The sequence below is a fragment of the Spirochaetota bacterium genome (assembly GCA_038043445.1).
Lineage (GTDB): Bacteria > Spirochaetota > Brachyspiria > Brachyspirales > JACRPF01 > JBBTBY01.
Window position 1 is genome coordinate 63236 of the sequence record JBBTBY010000003.1, and the last position, 16322, is coordinate 79557.

Sequence of the window (16322 nt, forward strand, 5' to 3'; positions counted from 1 at the left end):
AGGGCAAAAAGTGATATGCTGATGTTACCTATGAAAGTGCGGCTTTTAATCGCAGGGATCGCCCTTTTCGGCGCGCTCACCTCAGCCCTCTTCAGCCAGAACAAGGCGGAGATGTCGGCGGATGACCAGAAAAAGATAGTGTCGCTCGCCGATACGTTCTTCGGGGCGCTTAAGCGCGGTGCATCCGCGGAGATAACCGCTCTCCTGCATCCCGATGTGCAGATAAAGAGCATCGCCGCGCAGGACCTGAAAAAAATGATCGATGACCTGCTTGAGGCGAAGATATCCGCCGTCGATTACATCATGAAAACGACGGGGAACAACATCTCCTATTTCACCGGAGCGAACACGCAGAAGGCGTACGCCGTCATCTCGTATACGGTGGGCAGCGAGATAAGCCTTGACGAGATAGAAATGAAGGATTCGGACTCCATTCCCGTCTATTTCCTTCAGGTCAATATGAGCTATCAGGATGCGGCGAAAGCGGCCCCTGCGGGTGCGGCGAAAAAAAGCAAACGCGCCGAGGTCGAGATAGTGTCCTTTAAGGGCGGTTACCGGATAATCGGCTTCATTTTTTAAGGACAATGGACCTCGCTCAGGCAGAAGATCGCGAACTCTTCCGAAGCATACTGGAAAAAAGCAGCCGCATCGTCATCACTACGCATTCCAACCCTGACCCCGATGCCATCGCCTCATCGTACGGCATGCTTTCCCTCGTACGGCACCTCGTGCGGCGCACCTCGATCATCGTGCAGAGCGGGAGCATAGGGCGTGCTGAGAACCGTTCGCTCATCGAGGCCTGCCGCATCAAGCTTACCGATATGCGCAACGCGGACATAACGGCGCGCGATACCATCATTCTCGTTGACGCACAGCACCCCAATTCGAACTACCCCCTCCCGAAGAAAATGATGCCGCGCATCGTCATCGATCATCACCCGCTCAGGGCGAAGACGTACGGCGTACCCTATCACGATATTCGTCCGTCCTTCGGTTCGACCGCGACGATAATATACGAATATCTCACTGCGTTCGAGGTGCCTGTCACGAAGAACGCCGCCACCGCGCTCTTCTACGGCATCAAGACCGACACGGCCGATCTGAGCCGCGGCGTGACGAACGCCGATATCGCGGCGCATCAGGCGCTGGTGAAGCGCATGGACCATCGCCGCATTGCGGTCATTGAGAACGCGCCGCTCCCCCTCGAATACTACCGCGAGATATTCAAAGGCCTTTCCAATGCGATGCGCTACGAGAATATCGTCATCGTGCATCTGCATTCGATACCCGCGCCCGACTATGCATCGCTCATAGCGGATTTTTTCCTGCGCTGCGAAAAGGTGAACTGGGTGCTTGTTTCCGGCAGGAGCAATGAGCATCTCATACTTTCGCTCAGGAGTAAAAAGGTGCGGCGCAATGCGGGAGAGATCATCAAATCGCTGACGGCGAAGTACGGGAGCGGCGGCGGGCACGGCGCGTATGCCGCCGGGACCATACCCCTCATGGGCAAGGACGAGGATGCGATGGAAAAAATAGAACGGGATATGGTCGCGAAGCTCCTGACGAAGCTCGCCGGCAGGGTCATGGTCGGCGAGCGTTTTTTTGATGCTGCGACATGATCATGCGTACGCCGCTTCGTCTCACGGGTGTCATCATCGACCGTCATCCGTATAAAAGCTCGAGTATCATCGCCGAAGCTGTCACTGATCGCGGAACGATGAGCGTGCTCTGCAGGAGCGCGAAGAAGGACGGTGCCGGCGCTGAACTTTCACGGGTGGCGCTCCTGTCGCTTGTCGTCGTACCGGGGCGCGAGGACCTCTATACCCTTTCAAGCGCATCGATAACGCGCGATCATCCGTCGATACATGGATCAGCACTCAAGCTTTCCGCGGTGTCGTACTTCTTCTCGCTCGTGAAAGCGGTCAAGAGTACGGATGAAGAGCGCATGCTCCCCCTCGTCGATGCGGCGCTCTCCGCTTTTGAAGCGGCAGCGGACGAAACTGATGCGACGGACGCATTGCTTCTGTCGTCAACAGTGAAGCTCCTCTACATTTCCGGCGTTCTGCCGAAGCTCGACGGCTGTGTCGTCTGTGATTCCCCGTATGCCGATGGTTTTTACTCCATCGTACGCGGCGGTTATGTGTGTGCGCGATGTGCTGACCCCGTTGAGCGGAAGGTCGCGTTCCCGCCGGCAGTACAGCGTGCGTTCTCCGGGCTCATCCGCTCGCCGATAGCGGATGCGGTAACGTTTACGGATGTACCGCCGGCGCTCACGCTCATTGTCCGCCGGACGATAGCGGCCTATGCGGGTGTGGCATCGAAAAGCGCGAAGGCGTATGATGAGATCGCCGCGGTGTATGCGGTGAGCGCCCGAAAGCATTGACGCCTGAAAACCTCCCATGCGCCGAAGGTCGTCCGGTATGCGCCCGACACTGCTTCCCGCGTCACTGAGGTCTATTCCTGCGTACCGGAGTAGCTTCGAGTGTTCCCACAACATCTTCGAATGCGCTGAAAATATATTCCGGTGCTCCGGGCATATCTTCACGTGTACTCAGGGTTATTCCGTATAAGCCGAACTGTAATTCCGGTGTTCCAAACAAATAAGAATTAAGAATGTTTCTCACGGAGTTCACGGAGCTCGCAGAGGCGGACGAACGAGGGAGTTCATTTAAGAAAAAGGTTTCTTCTCCGCGAAACAAACACTCACCCCTCGGCTAATAAAGCGTTGTGCAGAAGAAAATATATTTGCCTCTCCCCTCTCTCACAGGGAAGTGAGAGAGGGGAGAACATGTCGGTATGCACAAATACTTTCAGGCTGATTATTGATTTATTCCGTGTTTTATATTATATGCAGCAAGGGGTATGCCGATAACGTCGCCCGGAGCGATCCGCTCTCTATAAGGTCATGGAAGCGCATTACGACGCGTTATGTGAAGAGTATAATATCGTCTACGGCGAACAGTATGGTTTCTTCCGCCCACATTTATTTGAGCGCAGTAACGCTCAAATAAATGTGCGGGAAAGAAAATATCGGTGAATTCGGGCGGAATGACGCTACTCGATGGGGTTTGGCGGGGTAGGATCACGGATCGACTGGGGCTGGCGATGCGACACCGCTGAGACGGGGTTGGATTTGACAGGATATCGGCGGGTGGTATACTGAGCGGTAACTGAGACGGCGATGGTGGTAAATGAAAACTCCTTTCCTTTTTGTTCAGGTTGTATGGCTTTTCTGATTAACGGTGATCGCAACATTCCCTTTCTTGTGGCCTGTTTCCACATATCTGTGGGCTTCCACGATCTGCTCGAATGGATAGCACCTGTCCGTTACAGGACGAATGTGCCCTGCTTCGACGAGTGCTCTGACCCTGTCAAGGCGGGGTGAATCTAGGAGCAAAGCCTCATCATCAATGGATGCATAGATGCCGCTTTTGGCAACCGCTCTTTCACATGCTTTTCTCAGCGCTGACGTTCTTCTCTTCCCGACCGCATCAAGCATGAAATCGTACTTTTCGATCTTGGCAAGGGACACAGTACTCGTGTAGTCGAGCACCTTGTCGGCCCCCAGCGATCGCACCAGATCAAAATGAGCCGCACTGCATACCGCTGTCACCTCTGCGCCGCGATGCTTGGCGAACTGTATCGCAATGGTACCGGATGTGCCAGAAGCTCCATATATGAGCACCTTCTGGCCCTTCTGTATATTTCCTTTCTCGCCGAATTGGAATGCCAGCAAACCTCCGTATGCGGCTGCTGTTGCATCCTCGAAGGAGATGGTGCGAGGCATGAGTGCAAGACAGCCCTGTTTGGAATCTGTCTCCTTCATGCATTTATAATCCGCATAGCCGCCGAGTGACATGCCGGTAAGACCATATACCTGATCACCGGGCTTAAAACGTGCGATGTCTGTACCTGCAGATTCTATCTCTCCGGAAAAGACCTCGCCAATGATCGGGTTGCGGGGCCTTTGGATGCCGATCATCAAGCGAAAGGGGATCATCAACGCAAACGCCACCTTGGAGCTTCGAATGAACAGGTCGCTGTTGGTGACCGATGTCGCGTAGATCTTAATGAGTACTTCATTGCTTTTGGGCACCGGCTTTTTAGTTTCAATGACTTTAAGCACTTCTGCCGGGCCGTACTTGGTGCAGTGGATCGCTTTCATTGTGTCCATGCTGTGAAGCTCCTTTTTTTACTGCTGAATAAAATAGTGCATTTTACCCGAAGCAACTATCCTTCCTGACAGTATATTCCCGTCAGTGTAAACCGTCAATATCCCGCCCCACTGGCTGTCATTTGCCTGCATGCGTAAGAAATTATCCTTGATAATGTCGGCACGTTGCAGGTCGCGGTTTGCATGGCCGGAAACCTGCACCGTATTGAGCGCCGTCTCATTGGTGTCAAGCAGGGCTTCGGAGCCAAATCGTCCCGCTCAGGTCTGCTTGGACACCTGACTATTCTCCCGTTGGCTTGAGGCTGAGATCATCGAACCATGCCCGGCTCATGCTGCCATCGAGTTGGCATTCGATGATGATCTTGTCGCTGGCATCCGCCGGGATATCTACCTGGCATTTCGATAAGGTGAAAACGGGTTGCTCCGTAGTGACGAGCAGTGAACCGTAAAGCGTATACTGAGCGGTAACTGAGGCGGCGATGGCGGTAAATGAAAACTCCTTTCCTTTTTTTCTGCAAAACAAGGTCACACACGCTGCACGATACCTGCTTTGACACGCAGTCGAATATTTGTTATACTTGCCCGAATGCATATCATTTCTGTAGGATAATGCCATGCGTGCATTTGCCATCGCCGTCATCGTGGTCCTTCTGCAGACTGGCTGCATGTATACGGATCACGGGCGCACCAATCCGATCGATCCGGGATCGACAAATTATATCCCCGCATCGCATTGGACGCTCATGCCGACATCCCCTTCGCCGGTACATATCGGCGCAGGGCACGCGGCCGTTTCGTATAAAAATGAGATCTGGGTCATCGGCGGCAGTTCAAACGCCGCGAATGCAATGAACGAAGTCCGCAGAAGCAGCGGTGGCCCCTCATGGATCTCCGGCAATAATCTCCCCACCACACTGTGGCTTCATGCGGCAGTCGTGTTCAGGGGGGCAGTATGGGTCGTTCATGGCAGTTACGGCAGCGGCTCGCGGACGAATATAATGCTTTACAGCACCGGCGGGGGATGGGGTTCATTCTCCCCGGTGCCGGATAACAAACGCTACGGTCATGCCGTAGTCGTCTATAAGAATAAACTGTGGATGATCGGAGGGGATACCGGAGCATCGCCGCTTCGCACGAATGACGTCTGGGCGACATCCGACGGAACGAACTGGAATCTCGTCACCGCTTCCGCGTCATTTCTTCCCCGTGCCGGACATCGTGCATTTGTCTGGGACGATAAAATATGGATAGTGGGTGGTTGTGACTCGAGTCCGCCCTATTTCAGCGATATCTATTGGTCGACGGACGGCGTGAACTGGACGGCCGCGCCACCCATGCCGTTCGCACGGTCATATCCTGCCGTTGTGGTCATCAATAATCGTATCGTCGTTATCGGCGGGGAAACGAATGCAAGCGCTCCGGTAAAGGATATCTGGTACACGCCCGACCCCTCCGCCACTGGGTCATGGCGGCAGGTGCAAAGCCCGTTCACTACGAATTTCTCGCGGCAATCATCGCTCATGTTCAACGATAAGGTGTGGATGATAGGCGGCGCGAACGGTTCTTCGCCGTATACCAATAATAATGTCTGGTGGTCGTACTGACTTGCGTTACTCGTTTTCGCGCATGATGTCGATTTCTATGCGGCGATCGGCTGCGCGGGCGGACGGATCGTCGACGTCGTTGATCGGGCGTGTGTCGCCGTATGAAATTGCGGATAGCTGCCTTCCCTCGGCCCCGTCGCGCTCGAGCTCTTTGGGAGATGGCGGTAACGGATCACGTCCGTGGATCATAGATGCGGCAGGATGAGCCGAAAATCCTTGACAACGGGGCGATTCCTTTTATAATCAGGTGTGACCGGACGGAGGGACGAGATGAAACAGCTTGAACGCAATCTTGATAAAAAGCTCATCGCGGGCGTCTGCGCCGGCATAGCCGATTCGACCTCCATCGATGTGACGGTGGTGCGCATCATTTTCGTCGTGTTCGCGCTTTCCGTGGGTTTCGGATTTCTGCTCTATGTCGTGCTTTGGGTGATAATGCCCATAGCCGCCGCAGGGTCGGTCACGGGCGCTTCGGCGCCGAAGAAAGCGAAGGCGAACGCGAACGAGCCTCCGCCGAGCGCTGCGGGGAAGGGGAAGAGTATTCTCGGGATATCGCTCATCGGGGCGGGCATTGTCGTCATCCTCTCCGTCTTCCTGCACTCGTTCATACCGCTCCTCGGCATTGCGCTCATTGCGCTCGGCGTCATCCTCATCACGCAGATAGGCATGAAACGGTGATGCACCGGGTATGAAGCAATATCACATCTGCCGTGTATTCAATGAAAAACGCCGGTTCTTTCCGGACGAACTTCAGTACCATGTGAACCTCGGACGAAAAACGTTCCTCATTTATCTTCCGCGCGACGTCGAGATGCAGGAGATATTCGTCGCCGCCGACTATTTCCTCAAATACGATGCGGCGCTCTGCATACACGACCTCACCTTTCTCCATGCGACGAACGACATCAATGTCGGGCGCAATCTGCAGAAGATATTCATCTTCCTCCAGCGCGGCGTGAAGGTGGAAAGCCTGTCGTACCATTTCGGTTCGCTCTACGGTTTCGGCCGCGAAATATCGGAGATGAGCGTTGAGGAGCATATTCGCCTGCGGCTCGACCCGAAGAACGAGAAGGAGCGCTTCCTCTGCGCGGCGTACGACCGCTCGCTCTACAAGGACGGCATCGAGACGCTCTTCGAGTATATGTTCAATATCTCGCAGTTCTGCTATCAACACAAGATAAAGCTCCTCATCAAGAACCTCGCGCTCGATTACATCTACGTGACGAAGAAATACACCGATCATTTCCGCGCCATGGGCTATGTCCGGGAGGACGCATCGGGTCCTTCTTCCGAGCTCGGGCTTATCCCGAAGATAATCGAGAAGGGGGAATTCCCCCGCGCGTCCAAGGAGATGCGGCTTATCGCCGAGACGTTCGATATCGGCATTGCGCTCGACATGGAACATCTTCTGTTCCAGACGATACTTTCGCGGCACTACAATGTAGAGAACAAGGAGTTCATGAAGCAGTGGGATGTGAAGCTCACCCCCGAAGATGAGAAGATGCTCATCAAGTACGGGTTCACGGTGAAGGCGGGCGTGCCCATCATCTATGAGCGAGCGCTCGATTTCATCGATGAGGTCCTCGCGCTCAAGGACGCCGTGTTCATCGCGCACCTGGCGGGGAGCGTGGGCCCCATATTCCTCGATAAGCCGGACATCTCCCGCGCACAGATGACCGATGATGCGCTCTTAGGCATCCTCGAACCGGCCGATGTCCCGTACGCGCGGCGCGGTAAGGCGCAGCTCCCCGCATATGAAGGCATCGTCGATGCGCGGCACACATCCGGCGACGGCGACCTTTCGTACACACGGCTCTTCAAGCACCCGCGGTCCATCGAGGTGTGGAAGGAGATGTTCGTCGATATGTTCTCAAGCTCGCTCGTATCGCTCAAGGAGATCGAGGTCGCGCGCGTGGTGACGAAGATGAAGGAATACAACGAGAACGCCACCGCGATGTTCCAGATGTTCAAATTCCTCGCGGATAAGTTCATAGATTAAATCGGAAGACGGCTTTCCGCCGCGGGGATGAGAAATCAGATCTACGGCTTCTATGGAGATTCCAATACCATCGTTGGGGATTTCGGGATGAAGCCGTATACGGCGAAACCCGGCAGGACAAAAAAAGCCTCCGCCGTAAAGTAAGGGAAAGGCGCAACGGTGAAGTAGAGCTTTGCCGTTGCGATTTTCTATTTCTGCGTGTTGTTAAATAAGCCAATTTGGCTTATAGTGTAGTCAACAGAAAATGAGAGAATCAGATGGAACGTGACCAAAAGTTATTTGAGCTATTATGAATTCATCGAACTAAAGGAATACCACGTGGCGGAAAAAAGTTGCAGGCAAATAACGCAGAAGACAAACGCGTTTGAAAAAATCATAATTCGTGTAAATTGGTGCAATTCGTGTCAAAAATATTTTAAGAAGATAGACACGAATTGCACGGATTTTCACGAATTGAGAGAAGAAAACTATGGAACTGTTATTCAAAGATGAATCCTACACGATAGTCGGTATATGCATGGAAGTACATCGGATTCTCGGCGAAGGATTTAATGAAATTATCTATAAAGACGCGCTTGAGTATGAATTTAAGCAAAACGGGGTTTCATTCGAACGGGAACGCCGCTACACCATCCAATATAAAGACACGGTGTTGCCGCACGATTATATAGCTGATTTTTCAGTGTATAATACCGTCCTTCTTGAAATAAAGGCTATTGAATGCTTGACAAAAAGCCATGCGAAACAGTGTCTGAACTATCTTGCTGCCGAAAAATTGCGGTTGGCTTTGCTTATCAATTTTGGTGAAGATTCGTTGAAATACCAGAGAGTAGTCTTATGAAGCAGAAGAAAGGCGCGATTGACATGCGCTCCGCCCCACATTCCGGCATGCAAATCCTTGTTATAAAACAGACATCGCTCGGCGATGTGCTCCACGCGAGTGCGTTCATCCGGGCGGTGAAGAAACATATGCCCGATGCGAACATCGACGTCGTCGTCGACAAGCGGGCGGCGCCGATACTCGCCGATAATCCGTACATCAGGAAGCTATACATCGTGGATGTATACCGCTGGGAGCGCGAGGCGTTCTCGTCCATCGCCGGTCTTTTGCGTGTCATCCGCGATATCGTTCGATCGATACGGATGGTGCGCGCGAAGCGCTACGATGCCGCGTTCGATCTGCAGGGGCTTTTTCGCAGCGTCATATTCCTCTACGCGTCGCGCGCGCGTGCGAAATTCGCCAAGGGGCGCTGGCTCGGCGTGCCGCATCTCTTCTATCGCGATATACATGCCGTCGAAGGGCTTCTGCAATTCCTCTCGTTCATCGATGTCCCCGATGACGGCGTGGCGCTCGATATATTCCTTCCGAAAGACATCCGCCGTCGCACGGAGAGGGCGCTTGCCTCGCACAGGATGACGCTCCCGAGGTCGTATCTCGTCTATGCGCCGTATTCACGCTGGCAGACGAAGGATATGCCGATGGAAAAAAGCGATGAGCTGCTTGATGCGCTCGCAAAAAAATTCCATCTGCCGATACTGGTGTGCGCGACCGCGGACTATGCCGATGCATGCCGTACGCTCGCATCGAGGCATGCGCGTGTCATGCCGCTCGCCGGCGTGCTTTCGCTCACTGAGCTCAATTATGTGCTGTCACAGGCGAAGGGAATGATAAGCGTTGACAGCTATCCTATGCATGCGGCAGCCGCGTTCGATATCCCCCTTGTTGCTGTTTTCGGGCCGACAAGCGAGAAGCGCATCGGTCCGCGATCGAGGCGTTCCGCCGTCATTCGGGCGGAGGGTATCGACTGTGCGCGCTGCTATAAGCGCCGCTGTCCGAAGGCGCATGAATGCATGATGACCATAGATGCTGCGCATGCGGTGAACGTACTGGCGAAATGCGTTCGGCTGCCCCGCGCGAGACCCCAGCGCAAATGAAAGCATCGATGAGCGGTATGCGATCGAGGCTCTCCGGAGCGAAACGCGCCCTCGCGATCATCTGGCTGACGATGCTCCGCCTCAGCGGCGAACAATTCATACTTGCGGTCATTCCCGATCCGCAGCACGAGGTGTGCGTCGGGCCGGCCGGTGATCCGGTGATGTTCACAAGCCAGATGCAATGGATAGCAGATAATAGTCGCGCAAGTAATATCGCGTTCGTTATTTCTGTCGGGGACAATGTGCATTACGATCCGCCGGACCACTATATGTGGACCTTCGCGAGCAACGGATATCGGTTACTGGAGAACGCCGGCGTGCCCTTCGCGCTTGTCGTCGGCAATCACGATACGCACGCGGTCAGGACGAACAGTGCGGGCATGCGCGATCCGGAAAATACGGCAACACTGCTTCGCGAAACCCCCGAGTTCAACGCCTATTTTCCGGCAAGCCGGTTCACCGCGCAAAAGGGGCGTTTCGAGAGCGGTAAAAGCGATAATGCGTACTACACGTTCGCTGCCGGCGGCTGCAAATGGATGGTGATAGTCCTTGAGCTCTGGGCGCGTCAGATCGCCGTCGATTGGGCGAAATCGGTACTTGCCGACCCCGCCTATGCCGATCACAATGTCATTATCGCCACACATTCCCATCTCACCAGCAAGGGGGTGATAGAGCAGCACCCGCCCTACGGGGATCTGAGCCCGCAGAGCGTTTTTGACCAGCTGATAACACGGTATCCGAACGTGCGCTTCGTGTTTTCCGGCCATGTCGGAAAATCGGCATGGCGCGATGACCGCGGGGTGAACGGCAATCATATCTATCAGATTCTCACCGATTATCAGGAAGAAAAAAAGGGCAATGGATGGATGCGTCTCATTGCGATCGATACGTCAGCAGGTATTGTTTCGGCATGGGTATATTCGCCGTATGTCAACAAAGCACGGGATGATGCTTCGCGGTTCATGTTCACCGGGGCATCGTTCATACCGCCGAACGGGCATTGATCGCATCGGTTCGCGCCAGCCATTGTCTTGTCATTTGCCGATCGTTGTCGTATACTGAACGTATGCGACAACGATCTATTCTGAACACAGCCAACTGCCGATCCTCGAAAGCATATCGGGGAAACTTTCACAGCGTTCAGGCGTCAAACTCAAAGGCTCATCGGGAGGAAACCGTGCGTAACATCATTCTATTGTCGTTCCTCATGTGCACACTGGCGTTCGCGCAGCGTCCGCATGCGGGATATGTCTTCCCCGCCGGCGTCAGACAGGGGGAAACGGCAACGCTCCTTGTCGGCGGTCAATTCCTCGAGGGGACCACCAATGTCATCCTTACCGGTACGCCGATCACGGCGCAGATAACCTCGTTCAGCAAGGACCTCGACAGGAAGGAATTGAACGCGCTCAACAATAGGCGCCAGTACCTCGAGGCGAAGATCCCCAAGGCTTCCGAGCAGGAAAAACCGGCGCTTGAGAAGCAGCTTGCCCGCGTCATGCAGATATTGGCGTATCGGGAAAAAATGCCGCAAGAACATGACATGATGATGTATATGAAGGACATCGAGAAAAAGAAGCAGCCCAATGCGCAATTGACGGAGCTCGTTCGTCTTGAGCTCACCGTTCCCGCCGATGCGCCGCTGGGCAGGCATGAGCTTCGGCTTGTCACGCCGCGCGGCGTCACCGAACCCATTGCGTTCGAGGTGGGACGTATCGCAGAGATAAAAGAGCGCGAACCCAACGATGATAATGCCGATGCAGTGCCGGTGCCGTCATTCCCCGCAGAGCTCAATGGGCAGATACTGCCGGGGGAGGTCGATCGATACAAGTTCTCCGCCCGCAAGGGGCAGCGGCTCGTATTCTCGGTAGAGGCGCGATCGCTCATACCGTATCTCGCCGATGCCGTCCCCGGCTGGTTCCAGGCGGTGCTGACCGTGTTCAATGCGAAGGGGAAAGAGCTCGCGTATGCCGATGATTTTCTCGGCAACCCCGATCCGGTGCTCCCGTTCACGGTACCCGATGACGGCGACTACTATCTTGAGATACGGGATTCCATATACCGCGGACGCGATGATTTCGTCTACCGCATCAGTGCGGGTGAATTGCCGTTCGTGGCGGCCGTATTCCCGCTCGGCGGCCAGCACGAGAAGGAGACGAAGGTGTCCCTGTCGGGATATAATCTTGCCGCGAGGGAATTCTCCGTTGTCCCGAAAGCGGGAAGCGATATACTTCCCGTACGCGTTCCCGATGCAGAGAACACGTTCCTGTTCCTTGCCGACGATCTCCCGTCAGTGTTCGACGCCGGCAGCAATAATACGACCGCGAGCGCACAGCGCATCGTGTTCCCTTCGGCGGTCAACGGGCGCATCGAGAGTGCCGGCGATGTCGATGTGTTCTCGTTCTCGGGAAAGGCCGGCAGCCGCATCGTCGCGGAAGTGTACGCCCGCCGTCTCGGCTCGCCGCTCGATTCGGCCCTGCGCCTCACCGATGCGAAGGGTGCGACGATAATGACCAATGACGACTTCTACGACCGATCGTCGGGACTTACCACGCATCATGCGGACTCGTATTTCGCGGCGACATTGCCTGCGAACGGCACCTATTATCTGTCCCTGCGCGATACACAGAGCAAGGGCGGTGAGTATTACTCGTATCGCCTGAGGTTCCGTGAGCCCAAGCCGGATTTCAAGCTTCGTGTGGCGCCGTCAAGCGTTCATATTTCGCGCGGGGGTACGGCAATGCTCACTGCCTACGTGCAGCGTATCGACAACTTCACCGGCGATATCGTGCTTTCGCTCGATGATCCCCCGGAAGGGATAGCCTTCCAGAACGCGACGCTTTCCGGCACCAATGAATCGGTGAAGCTGACCGTGCGAACGAGCTCGAAGATGAACGCGGGGCGATTTGCGCTCTCCATCGCGGGGACGTCGGGCGGTCCGCAGAAGGTGCTCGCATTGCCGGCGGAGGATATGATGCAGGCGTTCGCGTACCGGCATCTCGTGCCTGCCGAGGAGCTCATCATCACTGTCGATGAGAGATCGAAGAGCGCGGACCTGAACCCGAAAAGCGTTGAGAACCTGAAGGCCGCGATAAAGCTTGTCGGGGAATTCGCCGCTCAGGCTGCGGGTATGCAGCCCGGAAGCGATGATGCGTTCGTCGCGGCATACGCCGCCGAGCGTTTGGCGGGTTTTGAACGTATACGCACCGCCGCCGCAGGCGCCGAAAAGGAAAAAGTAAAGACCGTCATCGCACAGAACGTCGCGGCCATCACCAACATACTTTCGATGCATCTGCTCCCGAACCAGGCGGACAAGGCGCGTGTCGTGCTCGGTCCGCTCTTCGGCGAACTTGACCGCGAGGTGCTCTCGCTCCTCGACGCGGGTGTACCGCAGGGAAAGGTCATCGAGACGATACCGATACTCTCCGACTATGCGCGATCGCTCAATGAAGAGGTATACGCAAAAGCGTTCACCGGGAAGACCGCGCGTTCGGATATGGCGGCGAAAGTGAACACGCTCCGCGAGTATGCCGCGAAACGGATGGCGCCTATCATCGGCGACGGCGCCGCATCGTCGTGGGCGGAGCAGGTGCCGCTTGCGCTCGTCGGCGGCGGTGAGAAGCCGAAAAAGAAGTAGCCGGATTTCTTGACAAAATCGGCATGCGCCCTATACTCATGCACCATGACCGCTCTCTCATTGATACGTTCTGGCCGAAGGCCGACATGGGCGCAAAGCGATCTTTCCGCTCTCGCGCACAATATACGCATTATTAGACGACATGCGCCGGGTGCAGAATATCTTCTCCCGGTGAAGGCCGATGCGTACGGCCACGGCATGGAAGCGGTCACGAAGACGGCGATGATGAGCGGTGTCCGGTATTTCGGGATCGCATCGACCGATGAGGGGATGTTCCTCCGTGCACAGGGGATCCGTGCGAACCTCGTGATCCTTGGATTGAGCTTCATCGAACAGATTCCGGCGATAGTGCGCTATGACCTGATACCCGCTGTTGCCGATGCTCATTTCATCGATGCGCTTGACCGCGCGGCGAAGAAGCGCGGTAAGAGGATACGCGTTCATATCAAGATCGATACCGGCATGGGCCGCGTCGGGGTCTCGGAAAAGGACGCCCTTTCGCTTATCCTGCACGCCGCGGGGAAAAGGAACATTATCATCGAAGGGGTGTTCACGCATTTCCCGTCATCCGACGACGATAGAAAATTCTCGCGCGGGCAGCTTTCCCGCTTTCAGGCGATAGTCGATGCGTGCGCATCGCGGGGCGTACGTCCGCGATTCATCCATGCGGCGAATTCCGCGGCGGTGCTCTCGCTCCCCGAAAGCCATCTCTCGATGATACGCCCGGGGCTTATCAGTTACGGGTATGCCCAGTCAAAGGGGCTTGCTGCCGTACTCCCCCTGAGACCGGTATTGTCATTGAAGAGCAGGATAATTTTCGTCAAGACGATAGAACGCGGCATGTCGGTGAGCTATGGGCGTACCTTCATCGCGAAGAAGCGCATGCAGGTGGCAACCGTTCCCATCGGCTATGAGGACGGGATAAGCCGCGCCTTCTCGAACAATATGGAAATGCTCGTGCATGGAGCGCGCGTGCCGCTCATCGGGCGAGTGTCGATGGACCAATGCATGCTCGATGTCACGCCGCTTCACGCGGCTGGAAAAGTCGCGCGGGTAAGCGACGAGGTCGTCATTATCGGCAGCCAGGGGCGGGAACGTATCGGCGTGGAAGAACTTGCTTCGCGCATACATACCATTCCGTATGAGATAACGTGCATGCTTTCCGAGCGCGTACCGCTCATTTATCGTTCATAGTCATTGCGGCGGTGTTCAAAGACCATACGTTGTCGGCTTTTACTGCACGTTTCGTTTCAGATCGTGACCGCTGACCGCGCATTCCCCATCATGCCGACTATCTCTTTCATCGTGCTCACACGCCCCGCTTTGAGATCAGCTATTTTGTAGAATGAAACGCATGTTCCGCAGGCGGCGAGGTCGATGCCTGCGCGGGCGAGTATATCGAGCGCGTCGAGCACAGGCGATCCTTCGGCGAGGAGTTTCACGCCGGCATTATAGAAGACGATGGCGTTCGGCCTCGTTCCTGCAGAACAGAGCGTGCGGAGGAATGAGCCGGTCAGTTGCGCGCCGAGCGCGGCATCACCCTGTCCCATGGAATCCGAATTGATGATAACGAGGTCCATTGTCATTGCTCCTTGTGATGCAGACTATACCGTATCCATCGGCGAACGCAATATGAACAATGGCTGATTTTTCGCTCGGCCCCTTCAGGCTGCACCCCGTGAGAACGCACTGAGCGTCATCGGCGGCGCTTCCCCGTCGGCGGATACCGACAGTGTCAATGAACGCACCGTCCGCGGCGCGAACCGTTCGATGCGCTTGTGGCCGACCGCAGTGCCCGCGCAAAGGCGTTCGGTGCCGTTCCCGGTGTCGCCGTCGACGGTGTATGTACGTATCGATTCGCCGTTCGTGATATCTTCGGCGATGACAAGGGTATCGATGCGTGTCGGCGTGTCGAACGCGAGCGTGATATCCCCGCGTCCTTCAGTCGTGCCGAGCGCTCGTTCGAACGTGCGCGCTATCGTTCTTCCGAATGCGGTGAACTGAGCGATGTCCGCATCCGGCACGAGCCCGCGGTCATCGATGACCATGCCGAGGAGCAGATTGGAATTTCGCCCGATGCTCTGATAGTACCGTTCGACGAGATGCTCGGGTGAATAGAGATGCTGTTCATCGCCTTTTCGCCAGAACCAGCCGCCCTGGAATGCTTTGTGCTGATCGCGGTTGGGCATATCAGATTCCGCCGGCGCCCACCGGTCCCCGTCGGCGCTGCCGGCGCAGTCGATTCGTTCCTTCGTCCCGTCATCCGATGTCGTTATCGATGTCGTCGCCCAGCACGGGTACGGCGCTTCGCCGCGTTCATTGCCGACCCAGCGGAGCAGCGAAGCGCATTCATGCGGGCCCTGGAAGACGACGGCATTGGGCTGTAGCCGTGTCAGGAGCGGTATGATATCAGGACCGCCCTCCCGCACCGGGAGCACTCCGCCATCGAACCATATCTCGAACAATTCGCCGTAATTGCTCCAGAGCTCGGTAAGCTGCTGTTCGACGATGCGATTGTATCGCGTTTGTTCCGCGGCATCACCGGAAAGCACACGTCCGGGATTATCCACACCGAGGAAAGCATTGCAGCTCGCACTAGCGTAGATGCCGGGTTTTACGCCGTAACGCGCGCAGGATGCGATGAAGTCACCGACGATATCGCCTTTCCCTCCTCGCCAGGGGCTTGATGCCACGCTGTAGCTATGCGCTTTGGTCGGCCAGAGAGAGAACCCCGAACAGTGCTTCGCCACGAGCACGGCGTATTTCGCACCTGCCTTCGCAGCGGTGGATATCCACTGATCGGTATCGAGCGAGTGCGGGTTGAACACCGACGGCGGCGGGGTGTAGCCGCGCTGTTCGCGGAATTTATATGCGGGCTCGAACACCTGCACATCGAGGTGTATGATAACGCCGATCTCGGCGTTCGCCCATGCACGATGTGACGGGGTGGGTACAGGTCGCGTCATGAAGGTACAC

General features: G+C 55.7%; 15 protein-coding genes. 11 read left to right on the forward strand and 4 right to left on the reverse strand.

Going from position 1 to position 16322, the window contains the following annotated elements; all coding sequences use genetic code 11:
- The first annotated feature begins 30 nt into the window (after positions 1-30).
- Genes AABZ39_00345 through recO form a run of 3 tightly spaced genes read left to right on the forward strand, consistent with a single transcriptional unit; the run spans position 31 to position 2383 of the window.
- Positions 31-579 carry a hypothetical protein gene (locus tag AABZ39_00345; GenBank protein ID MEK6793196.1) on the forward strand — a complete coding sequence of 183 codons (549 nt, stop codon included), beginning with the start codon at positions 31-33 and terminating at the stop codon, positions 577-579.
- A 5-nt stretch (positions 580-584) separates the two neighbouring features.
- Positions 585-1619: a DHH family phosphoesterase gene (locus AABZ39_00350; protein ID MEK6793197.1), complete on the forward strand. Its 1035-nt coding sequence runs from the start codon at positions 585-587 to the stop codon at positions 1617-1619.
- Positions 1620-1621: 2 nt separating this feature from the next.
- A complete protein-coding gene (gene recO / locus AABZ39_00355) occupies positions 1622-2383 on the forward strand; it encodes a DNA repair protein RecO (GenBank protein MEK6793198.1) in 762 nt (253 codons plus the stop codon).
- Between the two features lie 831 nt (positions 2384-3214).
- Here the strand turns inward: recO and AABZ39_00360 are convergent.
- Positions 3215-4174, reverse strand: a complete 960-nt coding sequence (locus AABZ39_00360; GenBank protein MEK6793199.1) for an NAD(P)-dependent alcohol dehydrogenase — start codon at positions 4172-4174, stop codon at positions 3215-3217.
- Positions 4175-4454: 280 nt separating this feature from the next.
- Positions 4455-4814, reverse strand: coding sequence for a hypothetical protein (locus tag AABZ39_00365; GenBank protein ID MEK6793200.1), 360 nt, complete (start codon positions 4812-4814; stop codon positions 4455-4457).
- Here AABZ39_00365 and AABZ39_00370 point away from each other — a divergent pair.
- From AABZ39_00370 to alr, 8 genes are all read left to right on the forward strand, one after another.
- Positions 4789-5778, forward strand: coding sequence for a hypothetical protein (locus AABZ39_00370; GenBank protein MEK6793201.1), 990 nt, complete (start codon positions 4789-4791; stop codon positions 5776-5778). The genes AABZ39_00365 and AABZ39_00370 overlap by 26 nt on opposite strands.
- A 270-nt stretch (positions 5779-6048) precedes the next feature.
- Positions 6049-6456 (forward strand): PspC domain-containing protein, encoded by a 408-nt coding sequence (locus AABZ39_00375; protein MEK6793202.1) that lies wholly within the window; start codon positions 6049-6051, stop codon positions 6454-6456.
- A 10-nt stretch (positions 6457-6466) separates the two neighbouring features.
- Entirely contained in the window at positions 6467-7777 is a 1311-nt protein-coding gene (locus AABZ39_00380; GenBank protein MEK6793203.1) for a hypothetical protein, read from the forward strand.
- A gap of 469 nt (positions 7778-8246) precedes the next feature.
- Entirely contained in the window at positions 8247-8618 is a 372-nt protein-coding gene (locus AABZ39_00385) for a GxxExxY protein (protein ID MEK6793204.1), read from the forward strand.
- On the forward strand, positions 8615-9712 hold the full coding sequence (locus tag AABZ39_00390; protein MEK6793205.1) for a glycosyltransferase family 9 protein: 1098 nt from the start codon (positions 8615-8617) through the stop codon (positions 9710-9712). The genes AABZ39_00385 and AABZ39_00390 overlap by 4 nt, the downstream gene beginning before the upstream one ends.
- 8 nt (positions 9713-9720) lie before the next feature.
- Entirely contained in the window at positions 9721-10716 is a 996-nt protein-coding gene (locus tag AABZ39_00395; protein ID MEK6793206.1) for a metallophosphoesterase, read from the forward strand.
- A 173-nt stretch (positions 10717-10889) separates the two neighbouring features.
- Positions 10890-13346, forward strand: coding sequence for a PPC domain-containing protein (locus AABZ39_00400; protein MEK6793207.1), 2457 nt, complete (start codon positions 10890-10892; stop codon positions 13344-13346).
- 45 nt (positions 13347-13391) lie between these two features.
- Positions 13392-14540: an alanine racemase gene (alr, locus tag AABZ39_00405; GenBank protein MEK6793208.1), complete on the forward strand. Its 1149-nt coding sequence runs from the start codon at positions 13392-13394 to the stop codon at positions 14538-14540.
- A 56-nt stretch (positions 14541-14596) separates the two neighbouring features.
- On the opposite strand, the gene AABZ39_00410 is transcribed toward alr, so the two are convergent.
- Both AABZ39_00410 and AABZ39_00415 read right to left on the reverse strand, forming a co-directional pair.
- Positions 14597-14926, reverse strand: coding sequence for a sulfurtransferase-like selenium metabolism protein YedF (locus AABZ39_00410; protein MEK6793209.1), 330 nt, complete (start codon positions 14924-14926; stop codon positions 14597-14599).
- Between the two features lie 84 nt (positions 14927-15010).
- On the reverse strand, positions 15011-16312 hold the full coding sequence (locus AABZ39_00415; GenBank protein MEK6793210.1) for an alpha-L-fucosidase: 1302 nt from the start codon (positions 16310-16312) through the stop codon (positions 15011-15013).
- Between the last annotated feature and the right edge of the window lie 10 nt (positions 16313-16322).